Source organism: Pseudomonas sp. ICMP 3272 (assembly GCF_001466905.1).
Lineage (GTDB): Bacteria > Pseudomonadota > Gammaproteobacteria > Pseudomonadales > Pseudomonadaceae > Aquipseudomonas > Aquipseudomonas amygdali.
Window position 1 is genome coordinate 1 of record NZ_LKEK01000053.1, and the last position, 18181, is coordinate 18181.

Genomic DNA, 18181 nt, shown 5'->3' on the forward strand with positions numbered 1-18181 from the left:
AGAGTAGGTCATCGTCAAGATTAAATTCCAGAAACCCTCATCGCTTACGCGTTGAGGGTTTTTGTTTTTCTGCTGCACAAAAGCCACCATGAAAATACATTTTCGTTTCTATGCAGCATGCTCCTGCGTGGCTATTATGCGTGCCTCATTGCCAGGCGACTCCAAATGCTGACCTTGTTAACGCTTCTTGCCGATGGTGCATTTCATTCTGGACAGGTATTAGGCAACGCCCTCGGCATAAGTCGCAGTGCGGTCTGGAAGCAGCTTCAGCAACTTGAAGCTGACCTCGGCATAGAGGTGCACAAAGTGCGCGGACGGGGCTATCGACTGGCAACGCCTATTTCGCTTTTAAGCCCCGCTGGCATAGCCCAGTGTGGATTCCCTGCTAACTGGTCTGTACGCACCTACGACACTATCGACTCAACCAATGCAGAGGCCACGCGTCTGATTGCTCAAGGGGCTCCCATGCCTTTGCTGGTGGTGGCCGAGCAGCAAACCTCGGGAAGGGGCAGGCGTGGTCGAAAGTGGGTTAGTCCATTTGCCGAGAACCTTTATTACAGTCTGGTCCTGCGCATTGATGGTGGAATGCGTCAGCTGGAAGGTCTCAGCCTGTTGGTCGGATTGGCTGTGATGAAAGTACTGCGTGATATTGGGGTTCAAGGAGCTGGCCTGAAATGGCCTAATGATGTGCTGGTAGGGAGGCAGAAGATTGCCGGCATTTTGCTTGAGCTTGTTGGTGATCCGGCAGATGTTTGTCATGTGATCATCGGAATAGGGGTGAACGTGAACATGCGGTCATCGAGCGAAGTGGATCAGCTATGGACGTCGATTCGACTCGAAACCGGCAGCCTTGCTGATCGAAATCGGATTGCAGCCCTTATAAGCAGCCAGCTTGAGTCTCTTCTGGCAGTTCATCGCAAGGAAGGCTTCGTGGCTTTTCAGGACGAGTGGGAGCGCGGGCATTTGTGGCAGGGAGCTACCGTCAGATTGCTTTCAGGAGCTGAGGCAGTTGAAGGGGTGGTCTTGGGAGTCGATTCGCTTGGAGCGTTGCGTTTGGAAGTGAATGGGGTAGAAAAGAGCTTTAGTGGTGGCGAGCTCAGCCTGAGGTTGCGAGATGATTCTTGAGCTCGACTGTGGCAACAGCTTCATCAAGTGGCGGATAACAGCGAAAGGTGATGCAACAGTGATTAGTGGCGGGGTTGTGGACTCCGATGCTGCCTTGCTGACGCACTTGAGCAATCTGCCTGACACATCATTCACTGACTGCCGTCTGGTGAGTGTGCGTAGCGCCGAAGAAACGGCGAGGCTTGTCTCTTTGCTGGCTGACACCTTTTCCGTTGCGCCTGTCTGCGCGGAACCTGCTCAAGAGCTTGCTGGCGTGATTAATGGCTATGACGACTTTGCGCGTCTGGGGCTGGACCGCTGGCTGGCTTTTGTAGGTGCTTACCATCTCGCCAGGAGTGCGTGCCTGGTGATCGATCTGGGAACCGCTGTGACGTCTGACTTTGTCGACGCCGGTGGCGCCCATCTCGGTGGCTTCATCTGTCCTGGAATGCCCTTGATGCGCAATCAGTTGCGTACCCATACCCGTCGCATCAGATATGACGACACAGAGGCTGAAAAAGCCCTGGCCCGTCTTGTTCCTGGGCGTGCGACTGCAGAGGCTGTAGAGCGCGGCTGCTCGTTGATGCTTCGTGGTTTTGCATTGACTCAGATGGAGATAGCGCAGGGGTACTGGGGCAATGATTTTGCTATTTTTGTGACTGGTGGGGATGCAGCACTGGTTGCGGATGTACTGCCGGGGGCTCGTATTGTTCCTGATCTGGTCTTCGTGGGTCTGGCTCTGGCTTGCCCTTTGCGTTGAGGTCTCTATGCGTTGGTTATTTCTTCTGCTGTTGATGCTTAATGCCTTTTATTACCTCTGGCATCAGCAGGAGGCTCCGCTCAGGGCCAAAGAGGTCATGCCACTGTCGTTGCATCGCGCTTCCCAGCAGGATATTCGTCTGCTTAGCGAGTCGGATGCGGGGCGCGCGTCGCGTGATGCTGACACGAGGTGTCTGTATGTCGGTGGCTTTGCCAGGCAAGAGGATGCTCGGCTGGTGGAGCAGCGCTTGAACAGTCTGGATATCCAGTCTCAATTTCAGTCACTGCAAACGAGCGGGGCGACGGCCTACTGGTTAAGAATTGCCCCGGAAAGTCGACGTCTTGTGGAGGCGGGGGTGATCAATCAATTGAGTCAGGATTTCCCGCAATTAAAAAATCAAATAATGTCGTGCGAGGGCATTGCAACTGCTGAGTAGTTTACATAGAATGGCGCCCGCTTCGCAGCGAGGTGAAAGTCTCGCGAACGAGGTGGTAGTAGTCAACGCATGTAACCTCAGGTTTTTACTGAGAAAAAGGTTGACAGAAGGGCAGCATGAGTTGAGAATGCTGCCTCGCTTAGGAGGGGTTCCCGAGCGGCCAAAGGGATCAGACTGTAAATCTGACGTCTACGACTTCGAAGGTTCGAATCCTTCCCCCTCCACCAGATTTAGCGCGATCTGCAAATTGCGCGGGTATAGTTTAGTGGTAGAACCTCAGCCTTCCAAGCTGATGATGCGGGTTCGATTCCCGCTACCCGCTCCAGGTTTGTGGTTCATGCATTGTGTTTTGCTCTTGTAGCTCAGTTGGTAGAGCACACCCTTGGTAAGGGTGAGGTCAGCGGTTCAAATCCGCTCAAGAGCTCCATTGCTAAAGGCAGATATGAAAATATCTGCCTTTGTTTTAGGTGGTTGCGCTGTGCGTGATCCGCTTGAAGCTTGTTCGGAGTGCGTCACCTGTAAGGCGCTCCCTGAATAAGGTGTTGAAAAACTCTCGTCAGGTCCGCATAATGTTCGGCCTGATTTTGCTTTTAGGTCAGTAGCTCAATTGGCAGAGCGACGGTCTCCAAAACCGTAGGTTGGGGGTTCGATTCCCTCCTGACCTGCCAGATTTCCTAGATGTAATCTGGCTTTCTTTTCACAGGATCTCCGTAGATGAATCCCAAGGCTGAAGCATCAGACTCTCGCTTTGATATGCTGAAGTGGCTCCTGGTAGTCGTTTTGGTTGTCGTGGGTGTTGTCGGTAATCAGTATTATTCTGCTGAGCCGATCCTGTACCGTGTTCTTGCTCTCCTTGTGATTGCTGCTGCAGCTGCATTTGTAGCGTTGCAGACCGGTAAGGGTAAAGCCTTCTTCGTTTTGGCGAAAGAAGCTCGCGCTGAGATTCGTAAAGTCGTATGGCCTACTCGCCAAGAAACCACTCAAACCACGTTGATCGTTGTGGCAGTTGTGCTGGTTATGGCGTTGCTGTTGTGGGGGCTTGATTCCCTGCTCGGCTGGCTTGTTTCCTTGATAGTTGGCTAAGGGTGTCCCGTGGCTAAGCGTTGGTACGTAGTGCATGCTTACTCGGGTTACGAGAAGCATGTCATGCGCTCGTTGATCGAGCGTGTGAAGCTGGCAGGCATGGAAGATGGCTTCGGCGAAATTCTGGTTCCCACTGAAGAAGTGGTTGAAATGCGTAATGGCCAGAAACGCAAAAGCGAACGCAAGTTCTTCCCAGGTTATGTGCTTGTTCAGATGGACATGAATGAGGGTACTTGGCACTTGGTCAAGGACACCCCGCGTGTCATGGGCTTCATCGGCGGTACCGCAGATAAGCCTGCTCCGATCACTGACAAAGAAGCAGAAGCAATTCTGCGTCGCGTTGCTGATGGTAGCGACAAGCCGAAGCCGAAAACGCTGTTCGAGCCGGGTGAGGTTGTTCGTGTCACCGACGGTCCGTTCGCTGATTTCAACGGCACGGTTGAAGAAGTTAACTACGAAAAGAGCCGGATTCAAGTGGCGGTGCTCATTTTCGGACGCTCTACCCCGGTAGAGCTGGAGTTCAGTCAGGTCGAAAAGGCATAACTGAGCTGGAATCCCATACCCCGCAGCCCAAGGCTGTGGGGTTTTTTCGTCACTGGGATATACGCGTAAGTAACCGGGGAGCCTTTATTGGCGCTTGAACCCGTAATTGGAGTGCCTCATGGCCAAGAAGATAACCGCATACATCAAGCTGCAAGTGAAAGCCGCTCAGGCTAACCCAAGCCCGCCAGTTGGTCCTGCTCTGGGTCAGCACGGTGTGAACATCATGGAATTCTGCAAAGCGTTCAACGCCCGTACTCAGGGTATTGAGCCTGGCTTGCCGACTCCAGTGATCATCACTGTATACAGCGACCGTAGCTTCACTTTCGAAACAAAAAGTACTCCTGCATCGGTTCTGCTGAAGAAAGCTGCAGGCTTGACCAGCGGCTCGGCTCGCCCGAACACCGTTAAAGTTGGCACCGTGACTCGTGCTCAGCTGGAAGATATCGCTAAAGCAAAAAATGCGGATCTGACTGCAGCTGACATGGAAGCGGCCGTGCGTACCATCGCCGGTTCCGCTCGTAGCATGGGCCTTAACGTGGAGGGTGTGTAATGGCTAAGCTGACCAAGCGTCAAAAGGCAATCGCCAGCAAGATCGAAGCTGGTAAGTCTTACAATTTCGTAGACGCCGCAGCCCTGCTGACCGAGCTGTCGACCGTCAAGTTCAGCGAGTCTGTAGACGTTGCTGTTAACCTGGGTGTTGATCCTCGTAAGTCCGACCAGGTTGTTCGTAGCGCTACCGTACTGCCGCACGGCACTGGTAAAACTGTACGCGTTGCAGTGTTCACTCAGGGTCCTGCTGCTGAAGCTGCTCTGGCTGCCGGTGCTGATCGCGTTGGTATGGATGATCTGGCTGCTGAAATGAAAGCGGGCGATCTGAACTATGACGTCGTTATCGCTTCCCCGGACGCAATGCGCGTTGTGGGTCAGCTGGGTCAGGTTCTCGGTCCTCGTGGTCTGATGCCTAACCCGAAAGTCGGCACCGTTACTCCTGACGTGGCTAACGCCGTCAAGAACGCCAAGGCTGGTCAGGTTCGTTATCGCACCGACAAAAACGGCATCATCCACACTTCCGTTGGCAAGGTCGGTTTCGACGCTGTCAAGCTGAAGGAAAACGTTGAAGCCCTGATCGCTGATCTCAAGCGTATCAAGCCTGCTTCTTCGAAAGGTATTTACGTCAAGCGCATCACCCTGAGCACCACTATGGGCCCAGGCCTGGTCATCGACCAGAGTTCGTTGGAAGCGTAAGACAGAAACGGTGCGGTTTTACGCCGTACCGTTTGAAAGATTGGGGTCCCTGCCTGGCGGGGGCTATCCAAGACCGTAGGCGACGCAAGTCTTAAACCTCAAGCCTACGCAGATGGTGCTCCCGGTTCCTTACCGAATCAGACACCAAAACGACATCTGACTCCGGTCGGATGAAACGGTAACAAGCAGGAGTTAAACCCGTGGCAATTAAACTCGAAGACAAGAAGGCCATCGTCGCTGAAGTCAACGAGGCTGCCAAAGCTGGTCTGTCCGCTGTCGTGGCTGATGCCCGCGGTGTGACGGTCGGCGCTATGACCGGACTCCGTAAAGAGGCTCGTGAAGCTGGCGTTTACGTACGTGTTGTACGTAACACCCTGCTCAAGCGCGCTGTTGCTGACACTGAATTCAGTGTCCTCAACGACGTGTTCACTGGCCCGACCTTGATTGCGTTCTCCAACGAACATCCTGGCGCTGCTGCCCGTCTGTTCAAGGAATTCGCCAAAGGTCAGGACAAGTTCGAGATCAAGGCAGCTGCGTTCGAGGGCAAGTTCCTCGCAGCTAATCAGATCGATGTACTGGCAAGCCTGCCGACCCGTAACGAAGCAATTTCTCAGCTGATGAGCGTGATTCAAGGCGCTACCAGCAAGTTGGCTCGTACTCTGGCGGCTGTTCGCGACCAAAAAGAAGCAGCTGCAGCCTAAGGCTGAGTCAGATCTTTTCGCGTATTTTTGTTTATTTTGATGGTCGCGTAGGCCGTCCCCCAATTCAGGAAATTGAGTCATGTCCATCTCTCAAGACGATATCCTTAACGCCGTAGCTGAAATGTCCGTTCTGCAGGTTGTAGAGCTGATCAAGGCGTTCGAAGAGAAGTTCGGCGTTACCGCTGCTGCCGGTTCGGCTGGTCCAGCTGTTGCTGCTGCTGTTGTTGAAGAACAAACTGAATTCAACGTCATGCTGCTGGAAGCTGGCGAGAAGAAAGTTAACGTGATCAAGGCAGTACGTGAACTGACCGGTCTGGGCCTGAAAGAAGCCAAGGCAGTCGTTGACGGCGCGCCAGCAATGGTTCTGGAAGCTGTTGCCAAAGACGCAGCTGACAAAGCCAAAGCTACTCTGGAAGAAGCAGGCGCTAAAGTCGAGCTGAAATAAGCACCGACTTTGAGTGTCCAGCCCACGCGATTAGCGAAAGGCTGATGGCTGGTGGCTTTTGCCACCGGCCTTTTTCCGTTATAGACGATTGGCGCTGTCAACGTCTGTAATGTGCGGTATCCACCGATGGCGGTGGCGCAAACCAAGGGGTTTGCAAGATTTTCTGGCTGCTTCCGTCGGGAGGGAGCCAAACAAGCAGGTGACCAAGCTGGGGAACGCTGATGGCTTACTCATATACTGAGAAAAAACGTATCCGCAAGGACTTTAGCAAGTTGCCGGACGTAATGGATGTGCCGTATCTCTTGGCCATCCAGCTGGATTCGTATCGCGAATTCCTGCAGGCGGGAGCGACCAAAGATCAGTTCCGCGACGTCGGTCTGCATGCAGCCTTCAAATCCGTTTTCCCGATCATCAGCTACTCCGGCAATGCTGCGCTGGAGTATGTAGGTTATCGCTTGGGCGAACCGGCATTTGATGTCAAGGAATGCGTGCTGCGCGGTGTGACTTACGCAGTACCTCTGCGGGTCAAGGTCCGTCTGATCATTTTCGACAAAGAATCGTCGAACAAAGCGATCAAGGACATCAAAGAGCAAGAAGTCTACATGGGTGAAATCCCCCTGATGACTGAAAACGGTACCTTTGTAATCAATGGCACCGAGCGCGTTATCGTGTCTCAGCTTCACCGCTCGCCTGGCGTATTCTTCGACCACGACCGTGGCAAGACGCACAGCTCCGGTAAGCTGCTTTACTCCGCTCGTATCATTCCTTACCGCGGTTCGTGGCTGGACTTCGAGTTCGATCCGAAAGACTGCGTATTCGTCCGTATCGACCGTCGTCGCAAGCTGCCTGCGTCCGTACTTCTGCGCGCTCTGGGTTACACCACCGAGCAAGTGCTCGATGCTTTCTACACCACCAACGTATTCCATGTGCGCGGCGAAAACCTGAGCCTGGAACTGGTGCCTCAGCGCCTGCGTGGTGAAATTGCCGTTCTGGATATTCTGGACGACAAGGGCAAGGTCATTGTCGAGCAGGGTCGCCGTATTACCGCTCGTCACATCAACCAGCTGGAAAAAGCCGGGATCAAAGAGCTGGAAGTACCTCTGGACTATGTCCTGGGTCGTACCACTGCCAAGGTCATCGTGCATCCGGCAACCGGTGAGATCATTGCCGAGTGCAATACCGAGCTGAACACTGAAATCCTGGCCAAGATCGCCAAGGCTCAGGTCGTTCGCATCGAGACGTTGTACACCAACGATATCGACTGCGGTCCGTTCGTCTCTGACACGCTGAAGATCGACTCCACCAGCAACCAACTGGAAGCGCTGGTCGAGATCTATCGCATGATGCGTCCTGGCGAGCCTCCGACCAAGGATGCAGCCGAAACGCTGTTCAACAACCTGTTCTTCAGTCCTGAGCGTTATGACCTGTCTGCTGTAGGTCGGATGAAGTTCAACCGTCGTATCGGTCGTACCGAAATCGAAGGTTCGGGTGTGTTGTGCAAGGAAGACATCGTGGCGGTCCTCAAGACCCTCGTTGACATCCGTAACGGCAAAGGCATCGTCGATGACATCGACCACCTCGGTAACCGTCGCGTTCGTTGCGTTGGCGAGATGGCCGAGAACCAGTTCCGTGTAGGCCTGGTCCGTGTCGAGCGCGCTGTCAAAGAGCGTCTGTCCATGGCAGAAAGCGAAGGCCTGATGCCTCAGGACCTGATCAACGCCAAGCCTGTTGCGGCGGCGGTCAAGGAGTTCTTCGGTTCCAGCCAGCTTTCCCAGTTCATGGATCAGAACAACCCGCTTTCCGAGATCACTCACAAGCGTCGTGTTTCTGCACTCGGCCCTGGCGGTCTGACTCGTGAGCGTGCCGGCTTTGAAGTTCGAGACGTTCACCCGACTCACTATGGCCGTGTCTGCCCGATCGAGACGCCGGAAGGTCCGAACATCGGTCTGATCAACTCCCTGGCGGCTTATGCTCGCACCAACCAGTACGGCTTCCTTGAGAGCCCGTACCGTGTGGTCAAGGAAGGTCTGGTAACCGAAGAAATCGTTTTCCTTTCGGCAATCGAAGAAGCGGACCACGTCATTGCTCAGGCTTCGGCTGCAATGAACGACAAGCAAGAGCTGATCGACGAGCTGGTTGCTGTGCGCCACTTGAACGAATTCACCGTCAAGGCACCTGCCGATGTCACCCTGATGGACGTTTCGCCCAAGCAGGTTGTGTCGGTAGCCGCATCGCTGATCCCGTTCCTCGAGCACGATGACGCCAACCGCGCATTGATGGGTTCGAACATGCAGCGTCAGGCTGTACCGACCCTGCGTGCCGACAAGCCGCTGGTAGGTACTGGCATGGAGCGCAACGTTGCCCGTGACTCCGGCGTTTGCGTCGTGGCTCGTCGTGGCGGCGTGATCGACTCTGTCGACGCCAGCCGTATCGTTGTTCGCGTTGCCGATGACGAAGTAGAAACAGGTGAAGCAGGTGTAGATATCTACAACCTGACCAAATACACCCGTTCGAACCAGAACACCTGCATCAACCAGCGTCCGCTGGTCAGCAAGGGTGACCGTGTTCAGCGTAGCGACATCATGGCCGACGGCCCGTCCACCGATATGGGTGAGCTGGCTCTGGGTCAGAACATGCGCATCGCGTTCATGGCCTGGAACGGTTTCAACTTCGAAGACTCCATCTGTCTTTCTGAGCGTGTTGTTCAGGAAGACCGCTTCACCACGATCCATATTCAGGAACTGACCTGTGTGGCACGTGACACCAAGCTTGGGCCTGAAGAGATCACCGCCGACATCCCGAACGTGGGTGAAGCGGCTCTGAACAAGCTGGACGAAGCGGGTATCGTTTATGTAGGTGCCGAAGTAGGCGCCGGCGACATCCTGGTCGGTAAGGTCACTCCGAAAGGCGAGACCCAGCTGACTCCGGAAGAAAAACTGTTGCGCGCGATTTTCGGTGAGAAAGCCAGCGACGTTAAAGACACCTCCCTGCGCGTGCCTACAGGCACCAAGGGTACTGTCATTGACGTTCAGGTCTTCACCCGTGATGGCGTCGAGCGTGATGCGCGTGCCCTGTCCATCGAGAAGTCGCAACTCGACGAGATCCGTAAGGATCTGAACGAAGAGTTCCGTATTGTCGAAGGCGCTACTTTCGAACGTCTGCGCTCTGCGCTGGTGGGTCGTATAGCCGAAGGCGGTGCTGGCCTCAAGAAAGGTCAGGAAATCACCAACGAAGTGCTTGATGGTCTTGAGCATGGTCAGTGGTTCAAACTGCGCATGGCTGAAGATGCTCTGAATGAGCAGCTTGAGAAAGCTCAGGCCTACATCGTTGATCGTCGCCGTCTCCTGGATGACAAGTTCGAAGACAAGAAACGCAAACTGCAGCAAGGCGATGACCTGGCTCCAGGCGTTCTGAAAATCGTCAAGGTCTACCTGGCAATCCGTCGTCGCATCCAGCCGGGCGACAAGATGGCCGGTCGTCACGGTAACAAGGGTGTGGTCTCCGTGATCATGCCGGTTGAAGACATGCCGCACGATGCCAATGGCACGCCGGTGGATATCGTCCTCAACCCGCTGGGCGTACCTTCGCGTATGAACGTTGGTCAGATTCTTGAAACTCACTTGGGCCTCGCGGCCAAAGGTCTGGGCGAGAAGATCAACCGCATGCTTGAAGAGCAGCGTAAAGTTGCTGAGCTGCGTAAGTTCCTCAACGAGATCTATAACGAAATCGGCGGTCGTCAGGAGTCTCTGGAAGACCTCACCGACAACGAGATTCTGGACCTCGCTAAGAACCTGCGTAACGGCGTACCGATGGCTACCCCGGTTTTCGACGGTGCCAAGGAAAGCGAAATCAAGGCAATGCTCAAGCTGGCAGATATGCCGGAAAGCGGCCAGATGCAGCTGTTTGACGGTCGTACCGGCAACAAGTTTGAACGTGCTGTAACGGTTGGCTACATGTACATGCTGAAGCTGAACCACTTGGTGGACGACAAGATGCACGCGCGTTCCACTGGTTCGTACAGCCTGGTTACCCAGCAGCCGCTGGGTGGTAAGGCACAGTTCGGTGGTCAGCGTTTCGGGGAGATGGAAGTGTGGGCGCTGGAAGCATACGGCGCGGCGTACACTCTGCAGGAAATGCTCACAGTGAAGTCGGACGATGTGAACGGTCGTACCAAGATGTACAAAAACATCGTGGACGGCGATCACCGTATGGAGCCGGGCATGCCCGAGTCTTTCAACGTGTTGATCAAAGAAATCCGTTCGCTCGGTATCGATATCGATCTGGAAACCGAATAACACGTGACGCGAATCGGGGGCAGGGCGGTATTGCCTGCTCCCTGCTCCGCCAGGAGGAAAAGCCTTGAAAGACCTACTGAATTTGCTGAAAAACCAGGGTCAAGTCGAAGAGTTCGACGCAATCCGTATCGGACTTGCATCGCCTGAGATGATCCGCTCTTGGTCGTTCGGTGAAGTTAAAAAGCCGGAAACCATCAACTACCGTACGTTCAAGCCTGAGCGTGACGGTCTGTTCTGCGCCAAGATCTTTGGCCCGGTAAAAGATTACGAGTGCCTGTGCGGTAAGTACAAGCGCCTGAAGCACCGCGGTGTCATCTGCGAAAAATGCGGTGTTGAAGTAGCACTGGCCAAGGTTCGTCGCGAGCGCATGGCTCACATCGAGCTGGCTTCGCCGGTTGCGCACATCTGGTTCCTGAAATCGCTGCCGTCCCGTATCGGCTTGCTGATGGACATGACCCTGCGTGATATCGAGCGCGTTCTCTACTTCGAGAGCTATGTCGTTATCGATCCAGGCATGACTACCCTTGAAAAAGGTCAGCTGCTGAACGACGAGCAATACTTCGAAGCCCTCGAAGAGTTCGGTGATGACTTCGACGCCCGCATGGGTGCCGAGGCTGTCCGCGAACTGCTGCATGCTATTGATCTGGAGCACGAAATTGGCCGTCTGCGTGAAGAAATTCCGCAAACCAATTCCGAAACCAAAATCAAGAAGCTGTCCAAGCGTCTGAAATTGATGGAAGCCTTCCAGGGTTCCGGCAACCTCCCTGAGTGGATGGTGCTGACCGTTCTGCCGGTTCTGCCGCCAGATCTGCGTCCTCTGGTTCCGCTTGACGGTGGCCGTTTCGCGACGTCCGACCTCAACGATCTGTATCGTCGAGTGATCAACCGTAACAACCGTCTGAAGCGTCTGCTGGATCTGTCTGCTCCCGACATCATCGTGCGCAACGAAAAGCGCATGCTGCAGGAAGCGGTCGATGCGCTGCTCGACAACGGTCGTCGCGGTCGTGCGATCACAGGTTCCAACAAGCGTCCTCTGAAGTCCCTGGCTGACATGATCAAGGGTAAGCAGGGTCGTTTCCGTCAGAACTTGCTCGGTAAGCGCGTTGACTACTCGGGCCGTTCGGTAATTACCGTAGGTCCGACCCTGCGTCTGCACCAGTGCGGTCTGCCGAAAAAAATGGCTCTCGAGCTGTTCAAGCCGTTCATCTTCGGCAAGCTGGAAATGCGTGGCCTGGCCACGACCATCAAAGCTGCCAAGAAGATGGTCGAGCGCGAGCTGCCAGAGGTCTGGGACGTTCTTGCTGAAGTAATTCGCGAACACCCGGTGCTTTTGAACCGCGCGCCAACGCTTCACCGTCTGGGCATCCAGGCGTTTGAACCAGTACTGATTGAAGGTAAGGCTATTCAGCTGCACCCGCTGGTCTGTGCTGCGTACAACGCCGACTTCGACGGCGACCAGATGGCCGTTCACGTACCTTTGACGCTGGAAGCTCAGCTCGAAGCGCGTGCACTGATGATGTCGACCAACAACATTCTGTCGCCAGCCAACGGTGAGCCAATCATCGTTCCTTCGCAGGACGTTGTACTGGGTCTGTATTACATGACTCGTGAAGCGATCAACGCCAAGGGCGAAGGTCGTGTGTTTGCGGACCTGCAGGAAGTCGACCGCGTATTCCGCGCCGGCGAAGCGGCTCTGCATGCCAAGGTCAAGGTTCGTATCCACGAAACGGTCAACGACCGTGACGGTGGCAGCGTCAAGAACACCCGTATCGTCGACACCACTGTCGGCCGTGCGCTGCTGTTCCAGGTGGTTCCGGCCGGCCTGTCCTACGACGTCGTCAACCAGCCCATGAAGAAGAAGGCGATCTCCAAGCTGATCAACCAGTGCTACCGCGTGGTTGGTTTGAAAGAGACCGTGATCTTCGCTGACCAGTTGATGTACACCGGTTTTGCCTACTCGACCATTTCGGGTGTTTCCATCGGCGTTAACGACTTCGTTATCCCGGATGAAAAAGCTCGCATCATCGACGCGGCCACCGAAGAAGTTAAAGAGATCGAAAGTCAGTACGCCTCCGGCCTGGTAACCCAGGGCGAGAAGTACAACAAGGTGATCGACCTCTGGTCCAAGGCCAACGACGAAGTGTCCAAGGCAATGATGTCGAACCTCTCGAAAGAGAAGGTCATCGATCGTCATGGCGTCGAAGTTGACCAGGAATCCTTCAACTCGATGTACATGATGGCTGACTCCGGTGCGCGTGGTTCTGCTGCCCAGATCCGTCAGCTGGCCGGTATGCGTGGTCTGATGGCCAAGCCTGACGGCTCCATCATCGAAACGCCGATCACTGCGAACTTCCGTGAAGGTTTGAGCGTACTTCAGTACTTCATCTCCACTCACGGTGCTCGTAAGGGTCTTGCGGATACCGCACTGAAAACCGCTAACTCCGGTTATCTGACTCGCCGTCTGGTAGACGTTGCTCAGGATCTGGTCGTTACCGAGGTGGATTGCGGTACCGAGCACGGTCTGCTGATGACTCCGCACATTGAAGGCGGTGACGTTGTAGAGCCACTGGGTGAGCGCGTACTGGGTCGGGTTATCGCCCGTGACGTGTTCAAGCCGGGCACAGAAGACGTCATCGTTCCTGCTGGCACACTGGTAGACGAGAAGTGGGTCGAGTTCATCGAGCTGAACAGCATCGACGAAGTGATCGTTCGCTCGCCAATCAGCTGTGAAACGCGCTACGGCATCTGTGCCAAGTGCTACGGTCGCGACCTGGCTCGCGGTCACCAGGTTAACATCGGTGAAGCTGTCGGCGTAATCGCTGCACAGTCGATCGGTGAGCCGGGTACCCAGCTGACAATGCGTACGTTCCACATTGGTGGTGCGGCAAGCCGGACCTCGGCAGCCGACAGCGTTCAGGTGAAGAATGGCGGTACTGTCCGTCTTCACAACCTGAAGCACGTTGAGCGTGTTGACGGTCACCTGGTTGCGGTATCCCGCTCCGGTGAACTGGCCATCGCTGATGACTTCGGTCGCGAGCGTGAGCGTTACAAACTGCCATACGGTGCAGTGATTTCGGTGAAGGAAGGCGACAAGGTCGACGCTGGCTCTATCGTGGCCAAGTGGGATCCGCACACTCACCCAATCGTCACCGAGATGAAAGGTACTGTTACCTACGTCGGCATGGAAGAAGGCATCACGATCAAGCGTCAGACAGACGAATTGACCGGTATGACCAACATTGAAGTGCTTGATGCCAAAGACCGTCCGGCTGCCGGCAAGGACATCCGTCCTGCTGTGAAGATGGTTGGTCTGGATGGCAAGGATCTGCTGTTGCCAGGTACTGACGTACCTGCTCAGTACTTCCTGCCAGCCAACGCCCTGGTCGGTGTGGCTGACGGTGCGCAGATCGCGATCGGTGATGTTATCGCTCGTATTCCGCAGGAAACTTCGAAGACTCGTGACATTACCGGTGGTCTGCCGCGTGTTGCCGACCTGTTCGAAGCCCGTCGTCCGAAAGAGGCGTCGATCCTTGCAGAAGTCAGCGGTACCATCGCATTCGGTAAAGAAACCAAAGGCAAGCGCCGTCTGGTCATTACCCCGAACGACGGTAGCGATCCGTACGAAGAGCTGATTCCGAAGTGGCGTCACCTGAACGTCTTCGAAGGCGAGCAAGTGAACCGCGGCGAAGTTATCTCCGACGGTCCTAGCGATCCACACGACATCCTGCGTCTGTTGGGTGTGAGTGCGCTGGCCAAGTACATCGTTAACGAGATTCAGGACGTATACCGTCTGCAAGGCGTGAAGATCAACGACAAGCACATCGAGACGATTCTGCGTCAGATGCTGCGCAAAGTTGAAATTGCCGAGTCTGGCGATTCCAGTTTCATCAAGGGCGACCAGATGGAATTGACTCACGTACTGGTAGAAAACGAGCGTTTGAGCACGGAAGACAAGTTTGTCTCCAAGTTCACTCGCGTGTTGCTGGGTATCACCAAGGCATCGCTGTCCACCGAGTCGTTCATCTCCGCGGCCTCCTTCCAGGAGACAACCCGCGTACTGACCGAGGCGGCTGTGACTGGCAAGCGCGATTACTTGCGCGGCCTGAAGGAAAACGTGGTTGTGGGTCGTCTGATCCCGGCCGGTACCGGTCTGGCTTATCACAGCGAGCGCAAGCGTCGCCGTGAAATGGACAAACCGACCCGTGTCAGCGCGAGCGAAGTAGAAGCCGCTCTGACTGAAGCGTTGAACTCCAGCGGTAATTGAGACTAAAGCCTCGGCATTTTTCATCTGGCAGACAGCACATTTTCGTGTTGTTTGCCTCTTGAGGATGTCGGGGCTTTGTCTTGACTGGGGGCGGGATCCTCTTTAGACTCTTGTACCCCTAAATTTGGCGGGGCTTGTGCCCTGTCATTTGCTTTTCTTGTAAGACAATAGCGTCGCAAGACAACAGTGGAGCTAGTAGATGGCAACTATCAACCAGCTGGTACGTCAGCCGCGTAAGCGTATCGTCGAGAAATCCGACGTGCCTGCGCTGCAGAACTGCCCGCAACGTCGCGGTGTGTGCACTCGTGTGTATACCACCACGCCGAAAAAACCTAACTCGGCATTGCGTAAAGTCTGCCGTGTGCGCCTGACCAACGGTTTCGAGGTTTCCTCGTACATCGGTGGTGAAGGTCACAACCTGCAAGAGCACAGCGTGGTACTGATTCGTGGCGGTCGTGTAAAAGACTTGCCAGGTGTTCGTTATCACACCGTTCGTGGTTCTCTGGATACTTCTGGCGTTAAAGGCCGGAACCAGGGTCGCTCGAAATACGGTACCAAGAAGCCTAAGTAGTTTTTGGCTTCTGTGTGAAATTGCAGATTTCTATTTTTCTGAGTCGATAAGAGTAAGGTCGGGCGCATCCCTTGCAGGATGGTGGTCCCGAGCTAACCTGAAGACCGTTTGAGGGCTTATCCATGCCAAGAAGACGCGTAGCAGCCAAGCGCGAAGTGCTTGACGATCCAAAATACGGCAGCCAGATCCTGGCCAAGTTCATGAACCACGTTATGGAAAGCGGCAAGAAAGCCGTTGCCGAGCGTATCGTTTATGGCGCGCTGGAAAAGGTTAAAGAACGCAAGAACAGCGACCCCCTGGAAATCTTCGAGAAAGCTCTCGACGCCATCGCTCCGCTGGTCGAAGTAAAGTCGCGCCGTGTAGGCGGTGCTACTTACCAGGTTCCTGTCGAAGTTCGTCCGTCCCGTCGTAATGCTCTGGCAATGCGTTGGCTGGTAGACTTCGCGCGCAAGCGCGGTGAGAAGTCAATGGCGCTGCGTTTGGCTGGCGAACTGCTGGACGCCGCCGAAGGTAAAGGTGCTGCGGTCAAGAAGCGTGAAGACGTGCACCGTATGGCTGAGGCCAACAAGGCTTTCTCGCACTACCGCTTCTAATTTCAGCGTCACTAATTTTGCGAGGGCTTTATGGCTCGTACTACTCCGATTGGCCGCTACCGTAACATTGGTATCGTTGCTCACGTGGATGCTGGTAAAACCACCACCACCGAGCGCGTCCTTTTTTACACCGGCAAAAGCCACAAAATGGGCGAGGTGCATGACGGCGCCGCGACCACGGACTGGATGGTTCAGGAGCAGGAGCGTGGTATTACCATTACTTCTGCTGCTATTACTGCCTTCTGGCAGGGTTCCGAGAAGCAACACAAAGACCAATACCGTTTCAACGTTATTGACACCCCGGGCCACGTTGACTTCACCATTGAAGTTGAGCGTTCCCTGCGTGTGCTCGACGGCGCGGTCGTTGTGTTCTGTGGCACTTCCGGCGTAGAGCCGCAGTCCGAAACCGTATGGCGTCAGGCCAACAAGTACGGTGTTCCACGTATCGTTTACGTGAACAAGATGGACCGTGCTGGTGCAAACTTTCTGCGCGTAATCGCTCAGATCAAGCAGCGCCTGGGTCACACCCCGGTACCGATCCAGTTGGCCATTGGTGCCGAAGACAACTTCCAGGGTCAGATCGATCTGATGTCCATGGAAGCTGTTTACTGGAACGATGCCGACAAGGGTATGGTTCCACGTCGTGAGCCTATCCCTGCCGAGCTGCAGGAACTGGCTGATGAGTGGCGCAGCAACATGGTTGAGGCTGCTGCCGAAGCCAGCGAAGAGCTGATGAACAAATACCTCGAAGGTGAAGAGCTCACCAACGAGGAAATCAAGGCCGCTCTGCGTCAGCGTACTATCGCTGGTGAGATCGTTCTTGCTGTTTGCGGTTCTTCCTTCAAGAACAAGGGCGTTCCCCTGGTTCTCGACGCCGTGATCGACTACCTGCCGGCTCCGACCGACATTCCAGCTATCAAGGGTTCCGATCCTGATAACGAAGAAGTCCTGATGGAGCGTCATGCAGACGACAACGAGCCGTTCTCGGCTTTGGCGTTCAAGATCGCTACCGACCCATTCGTGGGTACCTTGACTTTCGTCCGCGTTTACTCGGGCGTGTTGGCATCCGGCGACGGCGTGATCAACTCGGTGAAAGGCAAGAAAGAGCGTGTGGGTCGTATGGTGCAAATGCACGCAAACGCCCGCGAAGAAATCAAGGAAGTTCGCGCTGGTGACATCGCGGCCTTGATCGGCATGAAGGACGTCACCACTGGTGAGACCTTGTGCAACGCTGACAAGCCAATCATCCTGGTTCGCATGGACTTCCCGGAGCCGGTTATTTCGGTTGCCGTTGAGCCAAAAACCAAGGATGACCAGGAAAAAATGGGTATCGCTCTGGGCAAGCTTGCTCAGGAAGACCCTTCTTTCCGCGTCAAGACTGATGAAGAGACTGGTCAAACGATCATCTCTGGCATGGGCGAGCTGCACCTGGACATCCTGGTTGACCGGATGCGCCGTGAGTTCAACGTCGAAGCCAACATCGGCAAGCCTCAGGTTTCCTATCGTGAGCGCATCACGAAGAATTGTGAAATCGAAGGCAAGTTCGTTCGTCAATCCGGCGGTCGTGGCCAGTTCGGTCACTGCTGGATCCGTTTTGCACCTGCTGACGAAGGTCAGGAAGGTCTGCAATTCGTAAACGAAGTGGTAGGTGGTGTTGTTCCCAAGGAATACATCCCGGCTATCCAGAAGGGTATCGAAGAGCAGATGAAGAACGGCGTTGTTGCCGGCTATCCGCTGATCGGCCTGAAGGCTACCGTGTTTGATGGTTCCTACCATGACGTCGACTCGAACGAGATGGCGTTTAAGGTGGCTGCTTCCATGGCGACCAAGCAACTGGCCCAGAAGGGCGGTGGTGAGTTGCTTGAGCCGATCATGGCGGTAGAGGTTGTTACGCCTGAAGACTATATGGGTGACGTGATGGGCGACCTTAACCGCCGTCGCGGCATGATCTTGGGTATGGAAGATACGGTTTCCGGCAAAGTAATTCGTGCCGAGGTTCCGTTGGGTGAGATGTTCGGTTATGCGACCGACGTTCGCTCCATGTCTCAGGGTCGCGCAAGCTACTCTATGGAATTCAAAAAATACAATACAGCTCCGTCGCACATCGTCGAAACTGTAACCAAAAAACAAGGCTGATTCAG

14 protein-coding genes and 4 tRNA genes are annotated in these 18181 nt (G+C 54.8%); all 18 read left to right on the plus strand.

Features of this window, described 5'->3' with window-relative positions:
• Positions 1–165 precede the first annotated feature (165 nt).
• The 18 genes from birA to fusA all read left to right on the plus strand — a co-directional run bounded on the left by birA (position 166) and on the right by fusA (position 18176).
• A complete protein-coding gene (birA, locus tag AO068_RS13360) occupies positions 166–1125 on the plus strand; it encodes a bifunctional biotin--[acetyl-CoA-carboxylase] ligase/biotin operon repressor BirA (protein ID WP_058408615.1) in 960 nt (319 codons plus the stop codon).
• Positions 1115–1864, plus strand: coding sequence for a pantothenate kinase (locus AO068_RS13365; protein ID WP_058402692.1), 750 nt, complete (start codon positions 1115–1117; stop codon positions 1862–1864). The genes birA and AO068_RS13365 overlap by 11 nt, the downstream gene beginning before the upstream one ends.
• 7 nt (positions 1865–1871) lie before the next feature.
• On the plus strand, positions 1872–2300 hold the full coding sequence (locus AO068_RS13370) for a hypothetical protein (RefSeq protein WP_058408616.1): 429 nt from the start codon (positions 1872–1874) through the stop codon (positions 2298–2300).
• Between the two features lie 142 nt (positions 2301–2442).
• Positions 2443–2527: transfer RNA gene (locus tag AO068_RS13375), tRNA-Tyr, on the plus strand.
• A gap of 24 nt (positions 2528–2551) precedes the next feature.
• Positions 2552–2625, plus strand: a tRNA-Gly gene (locus AO068_RS13380).
• A gap of 26 nt (positions 2626–2651) precedes the next feature.
• Positions 2652–2727: transfer RNA gene (locus tag AO068_RS13385), tRNA-Thr, on the plus strand.
• 165 nt (positions 2728–2892) lie between these two features.
• A tRNA-Trp gene (locus AO068_RS13390) sits at positions 2893–2968 on the plus strand.
• Positions 2969–3014: 46 nt separating this feature from the next.
• Positions 3015–3383: a preprotein translocase subunit SecE gene (secE, locus tag AO068_RS13395; RefSeq protein WP_002555502.1), complete on the plus strand. Its 369-nt coding sequence runs from the start codon at positions 3015–3017 to the stop codon at positions 3381–3383.
• A gap of 9 nt (positions 3384–3392) precedes the next feature.
• Entirely contained in the window at positions 3393–3926 is a 534-nt protein-coding gene (gene nusG / locus AO068_RS13400) for a transcription termination/antitermination protein NusG (RefSeq protein ID WP_002555501.1), read from the plus strand.
• Between the two features lie 118 nt (positions 3927–4044).
• Positions 4045–4476, plus strand: a complete 432-nt coding sequence (rplK, locus tag AO068_RS13405) for a 50S ribosomal protein L11 (RefSeq protein WP_002555500.1) — start codon at positions 4045–4047, stop codon at positions 4474–4476.
• Positions 4476–5171, plus strand: coding sequence for a 50S ribosomal protein L1 (gene rplA, locus AO068_RS13410; RefSeq protein ID WP_058408617.1), 696 nt, complete (start codon positions 4476–4478; stop codon positions 5169–5171). Before rplK ends, rplA begins: the two co-directional genes overlap by 1 nt.
• A 200-nt stretch (positions 5172–5371) precedes the next feature.
• Positions 5372–5872 (plus strand): 50S ribosomal protein L10, encoded by a 501-nt coding sequence (gene rplJ / locus AO068_RS13415; protein ID WP_002555498.1) that lies wholly within the window; start codon positions 5372–5374, stop codon positions 5870–5872.
• Between the two features lie 79 nt (positions 5873–5951).
• A complete protein-coding gene (gene rplL, locus AO068_RS13420; protein WP_002555497.1) occupies positions 5952–6317 on the plus strand; it encodes a 50S ribosomal protein L7/L12 in 366 nt (121 codons plus the stop codon).
• A 221-nt stretch (positions 6318–6538) separates the two neighbouring features.
• A complete protein-coding gene (gene rpoB, locus AO068_RS13425) occupies positions 6539–10612 on the plus strand; it encodes a DNA-directed RNA polymerase subunit beta (protein ID WP_024659930.1) in 4074 nt (1357 codons plus the stop codon).
• A gap of 64 nt (positions 10613–10676) precedes the next feature.
• Positions 10677–14876: a DNA-directed RNA polymerase subunit beta' gene (gene rpoC / locus AO068_RS13430; RefSeq protein WP_002555495.1), complete on the plus strand. Its 4200-nt coding sequence runs from the start codon at positions 10677–10679 to the stop codon at positions 14874–14876.
• 199 nt (positions 14877–15075) lie between these two features.
• Positions 15076–15447, plus strand: coding sequence for a 30S ribosomal protein S12 (gene rpsL / locus AO068_RS13435; RefSeq protein ID WP_002555494.1), 372 nt, complete (start codon positions 15076–15078; stop codon positions 15445–15447).
• Positions 15448–15569: 122 nt separating this feature from the next.
• Complete coding sequence (rpsG, locus tag AO068_RS13440; protein WP_002555493.1) at positions 15570–16040, plus strand: 30S ribosomal protein S7; 471 nt, start codon at positions 15570–15572, stop codon at positions 16038–16040.
• A gap of 30 nt (positions 16041–16070) precedes the next feature.
• On the plus strand, positions 16071–18176 hold the full coding sequence (gene fusA / locus AO068_RS13445) for an elongation factor G (protein WP_004666356.1): 2106 nt from the start codon (positions 16071–16073) through the stop codon (positions 18174–18176).
• Positions 18177–18181: the final 5 nt, after the last annotated feature.